This is a genomic window from Aliikangiella maris, assembly GCF_040719265.1.
In the GTDB taxonomy this organism is placed as follows: Bacteria; Pseudomonadota; Gammaproteobacteria; order Enterobacterales; family Kangiellaceae; genus Aliikangiella; species Aliikangiella maris.
The window spans coordinates 1-4870 of record NZ_JBFDAH010000059.1 but is presented as its reverse complement, the minus strand read 5'-3'; the positions used below and the strand labels follow the sequence as shown (position 1 = coordinate 4870).

3 protein-coding genes are annotated in these 4870 nt (G+C 37.5%); 2 read left to right on the top strand and 1 reads right to left on the bottom strand.

All coding sequences use genetic code 11. The features are described from left to right. Positions 1-80: 80 nt before the first annotated feature. Positions 81-341, bottom strand: coding sequence for a hypothetical protein (locus tag ABVT42_RS21590; RefSeq protein ID WP_353897990.1), 261 nt, complete (start codon positions 339-341; stop codon positions 81-83). 960 nt (positions 342-1301) lie between these two features. Here ABVT42_RS21590 and ABVT42_RS21585 point away from each other — a divergent pair. Continuing rightward, on the top strand, positions 1302-3491 hold the full coding sequence (locus tag ABVT42_RS21585; protein WP_353897991.1) for an argonaute/piwi family protein: 2190 nt from the start codon (positions 1302-1304) through the stop codon (positions 3489-3491). After that, complete coding sequence (locus ABVT42_RS21580; protein ID WP_353897992.1) at positions 3479-4648, top strand: PD-(D/E)XK nuclease domain-containing protein; 1170 nt, start codon at positions 3479-3481, stop codon at positions 4646-4648. The genes ABVT42_RS21585 and ABVT42_RS21580 overlap by 13 nt, the downstream gene beginning before the upstream one ends. Positions 4649-4870 lie beyond the last annotated feature (222 nt).

Below are 4870 nucleotides of genomic sequence, written 5' to 3'. Positions count from 1 at the left end.
GGCATTACTTAGAAGATCGTATAAAAAAGTTAGGAAAAATACCTCAACTATGTGAATTCATAGTAAACTCACCGTAAAGTCTAAATGCCCCCGCTTTTTGAGCAATTACATCGTTTGGGATGCCGGAATTTGAACGAGGCATATCCCTTGAACCATTCCCAATCCACGCGGCGATTGGGGGAGTAACTCCACTTATCGGCCTGCGTTAATGCGGATTGATTAATGAGTGTTGCCTTGAGCTTTCCCTGTTTGCTATGGGCAAGGTCTTTATTCACCTCATCCAGTACGGCTTGCCGAATGCTCGTATAGCGGTTTTCGGCATCACGGTGCGTCAATTGCATCGTTCTCGCTCTCCTTGGTTTATGCGAAGAAAGAGCTGGATTTTATCCAATAGGCTGCATCAATTTTGTGACAGATGTTCGGGTTTTTGTTGTGTATATATGGATATTTCGATGTGTTTAAAAATCTATCTATGCCATGAGATTTTTTATCAAAATCTTGATGCTCACAGAGCATCATCTATACGCGGAAAGGGCAGGGTAAATATTCCTAAACTTTGTCAGTGTGGCAATGTCCAGTGACCCCGTAATCGCATCTGCACTATCGACATCTTGTATTCGCATGTGCAATATAGTCCCGCTATTGGTTTTCCCGAAACCCACCTTACGATTACTGCAAGATGTCGGCTGTATTACATATAATCCAGCCGCAATCTTGAAAAGCGCGTTCCCCCGCGCGTTTTATCACCAGGGGACACACTAAATTCAACTCCGGCTTCCACCGGATTTTCATTAAGTGTTATGTGATGCATTCTCGGTATCGAACCTCAATGCATCAGCAGTCAAGGGAGCCTTCGAGCTACCCTTAACAATCCCATGAGCAAGGGCGAGATTGTCGCTCTCCCCATTGCATCCCCATCGACCAAAGGGCTTTCAGTGCCCCTTGGAACCCACGACCAGAACTTGGAGATTTGACCTCTCCATCTGGACTGAACCATGCACCAACCGTCCGCCGTTTGGATACAGTAAACTGGTCACAGTTTAATCATGACCAACATTTCAATTGTTGGATTTTGACCACTGTTTCGCCAGTGGATGTCGACCAAGAATGTCCTTGGATATTAAATCTCTTTAAGAGTTATTTTTAGTTGTTTTTCTTGTAAACTCTTCTAAATAAAATTGTGATCGTGTATACAGTTACTAGATCTATAAATGTCCGTTACCGACCCTTAGCGGACATTGAATAAATAGAAAAAACGCACCAAATTAGGAATAATTGCTGTTAAATTTAAGGAGTACCATTTGACTATAAATCTTAATGCATTTCCAATAACAATTCCTGAAGGAAGAGTTGATGTGTGTGAAATACCTTTCGATGCAAGGGAACTAGAAGAACTGCGAGAGCAATACAGAACTACCCATACCTTTTATAGGCAGAAAAACAGCATTCTCATATTTTCTTCAGATGGATCGTATCCCGTATCGGGGAGACTGAAATCAGTTGATTTAAAAGAAAATTACAATGTATTGTGCTTTTTGTTTAAGGACGGGTTGCTTCGGTATTTAAGAGGGTTGGGGCGAAAACCTCTGGGTTTCAAGCCCATTGAGTTGCTCAGCACTCGGCCAGATGACAATATTCTTAAAAGTATAATCAGATCAGACTATCCATTTTCAATATTTGCTAGGTATAAGCTAGATACACGAATAATTTACGGAGTTCCAAATTTAATAATAGATTGCTCGACAAAGACTGTAGTTACAAAGAATTGTGAGTTCTTCATTGAAAATGGCTTTGATTTACATAGAAGGTTTATTGCTAAGGAAAATGATGACGGATACAGAAAAATTATTGGCGTTATTGAGCGCGTAGAGAATAAGACAATATTTTACTCTGATGGTAATGAAGTACAAGAAGTTCGTGCAAGTGAAGTTTATCTTGAGGCCAGCAGGAAAAATTTTGATGACTACTTGAAGTTTTCAAACCCAAGACAGTTTGATTCAATCGCTGAAAAAATAAGAGTAACGATTTCATCTTTCAACTCAGGAGAAAATAAGAGAAAAAAAATAATTAAGCTCTTTGAGTTCCTAAAATCAAAAGGCGTACATTTAATCAGTAATGATCTAGTCAATATCGAGGTTTCTCCTAATATTGGGAGAAAGTGCGCTCAATTTGATAAACCTGTATTCGTTTTTAACGATGGAGGTGAGGCTGATTGGGCGGAAAGAGGATTTACCAGATTTGGTCCGTATACGAAACGTACATTTGACAGAAACGACCCTTCGATTTGCGTTATTTGCCTTGAGCAAAATAAAGGCCAAGTTGAACAGTTTGTCCGAAAGTTCGTAAAAGGCATTCACCAGCATAAGTATTTTAGCGGAGGGCTTGAAGGTAAATTTAGTCTTGGAACAAGTAGGGTAGAGGTTTTTACCACTAAAGATGAAAGCGTTGATTCATATAAGAACGCGATAGAACGAGCTATCCAAAAAAAGGCTCAAGATAATGAAAAATGGGATCTTGCGATTGTACAAGTTCGCGAATCTTTCAAGTCCTTAAGTGTCGATAGCAATCCTTATTATGTTGGCAAAAATATTTTTTTCCTCCATCAAATACCAGTCCAAGATTTTACCATGGAGCTTTTGTTACAAAATGATAATTCCCTAGGGTATTCTCTTAATAATATGGCTCTTGCTTCCTATGCAAAAATGGGAGGAGTACCCTGGTTACTTAAATCTTCTCCTACTTTATCTCATGAATTGGTTATCGGCATAGGTAGTGCAACCTTACAAGATGATCGATTTTCTGGCTCTAGAAGAGTAATGGGAATAACTACTGTTTTTTCAGGTGATGGGAGTTATCTTGTTTCTAATACATCGAAAGTCGCATCTCCTGAAGAATATTGTGATGCTTTAACTACTGTACTGAGTGATACGATTGAGAAAATTCAGAGTCGGATGAATTGGCTCAAAGGTGATACTATACGAATTGTCTTTCATGCTTCAGTCAAAGTTTTTAATAAGGAAGAAATAAGGGCAGTTAGGGCAGTTATTGATAGGTATTCTGATTATAACGTTGAGTATGCTTTCCTGAAAATCTCCGAGTTTCATGGACTTCATATGTTTGATTCTGCTAGTTCTTCTGAACGGAAAGGTAAATATGCTCCTCCAAGAGGGAAATACCTAAAATTATCAGATTATGAGGTGCTTGCTTATCTTATTGGGAAAGATCAATTAAAGCAGGCTTCAGATGGTCATCCTCAAGGTTTAATATTGAATGTACATAGAGATTCAACGTTTAAAGATATTAAATATTTGAGTACTCAATTATTCAATTTCTCTTCACATTCGTGGCGTAGTTATTTTCCAAGCCCGATGCCGGTAACTATAAGCTATTCTGATCTTATTGCTAAGAATCTAGGTTGGTTAAACAAACTACCAGGATGGAATGGTTCAGTCATGATAGGAAAAATAGGACAAACACAGTGGTTTCTTTAGTGGGGCATAATATTTATGAATTGAGAGATAGGCTTCTTGAAAAAGCTATCAATAATTCAGAGGGTGACCCGCTTAAGCTTGCCTTTTTAATGTCATTAGGCTTTGTTTCTGAGGATGTGTTTACTTTCGATGAATGTTCCTTATCAGTGTATCAGAAATGTTCTATTTCAGGTTATAAGCCTTGTTGCCTCAAAGCTTCTAAGGAAGAGTATTTGAGGCTATTAGGACAGGCATCGAAAATAGATGGCGTACCTCGCCCTTGGGTTTCTGATATTTGGGGGGTTCTTGGAATCAAATTCGCTGCTGATATTATAGATGATGAGAACATAAGAAAGCTATTTGTTAATTGGATAGACGATTTCTTGCCAGAAAGAATCGCCAGTAAAAGATTAGATAATTATGAATTAAGTATCGCTAAATATATAAATGGTGAAGAAAGTTTTTTATCTTCTCCTTGTATTGCTCTTTATTTAAATTATAAAAACATAAATGTTATTGAAGATTATGTTACTAAAAAGAAATATGTAAAACAATTTCTTGATGATTTTAAAGGACTTTATTCTGCGGATTTAACACCTATAGAGTTAGCGCTCTGTGTTTATGTTTTTGACCAAATAAATTCTGAAATGTCTATAGTTCCACCAAACGCTTGGAGTGTGAACGATATTATAAATTTCCTTGAAGGAATTCCGACAGGTTTAAAGCGATGGACATGGGAGGAAAAAGCTAGAACCAAGGGAGCTGAGCCACGTAAATGGCATATTGACAACGAATATCATGTCCAAAATTTATTGTATGTAATGCTTGCTCCAATTTTTGAAGACATATCTGACGAGGAAAACTTAGAGTCAGTTGGGCAAAAGAACCCAAGAGTAGATCTGTACCTTCCATCTGTACATACGATTATTGAAGTTAAATACCGAAAAAATAGTAATAAATCTTTTTCACAGTTTATTGGAGAAATTGGCGAAGACATATCTTTATATAGATCTGATCCAAAATATAAAAACTGCCAGTTGATTTGCTTTCTATGGGATCATACATGCTCTACACAGGAACATACAAAGTTTAAAGAAGGAGTTTTAAAGATGGAAGGAATTCAGGGATGTGTCGTTGTTAATTCTCCTTCGGTAATGTTTGATAATAATATTAAGTAGAAAACAGTCGCGATTATTGCATGTGAAGAATGTTATTGAATGAAAGCTGACAAGTACTGGAAAAACTTAGGAAATAAGAGAAATAAGAAGATAAGAGATAAGGGGTCAATTCTATTTTGCAATATATAAAATCTAAGCTATATTATTGTCATGCCAAGACCCACTCGAATAGAATATAAAGGCGCATTTCACCATGTGATGAATCGCGGCCGAGGCCGTCAA